At 61.3% G+C, this 266-nt stretch carries 1 protein-coding gene; it reads left to right on the top strand.

Features of this window, described 5'->3' with window-relative positions; translation table 11 throughout:
- Positions 1 to 266, top strand: a 266-nt coding sequence (locus ACLJNW_RS25635) for an ATP-binding cassette domain-containing protein (protein WP_410961429.1), incomplete at both ends; no start/stop codon positions are given.

Here is a 266-nt window from a genome sequence, read left to right on the forward strand (position 1 = left end):
GGCAAATCCACCTTCCTGCGCTGCATCAACCTGCTGGAGAACCCGCACCAGGGCCAGATCCTGGTCTCCGGCGAAGAGCTGCGCCTGAAGAAGAGCAAGAACGGCGACCTGGTCGCCGCCGACAGCCAGCAGATCAACCGGCTGCGCAGCGAACTCGGTTTCGTCTTCCAGAATTTCAACCTGTGGCCGCACATGAGCATCCTCGACAACGTGATCGAGGCGCCACGTCGCGTACTGGGCAAGAGCAAGGCCGAAGCGATCGAGAT

Origin of the sequence: Salmonella sp. SAL4457 (genome assembly GCF_046548235.1) — a bacterium.
GTDB lineage: Bacteria > Pseudomonadota > Gammaproteobacteria > Enterobacterales > Enterobacteriaceae > Salmonella > Salmonella enterica.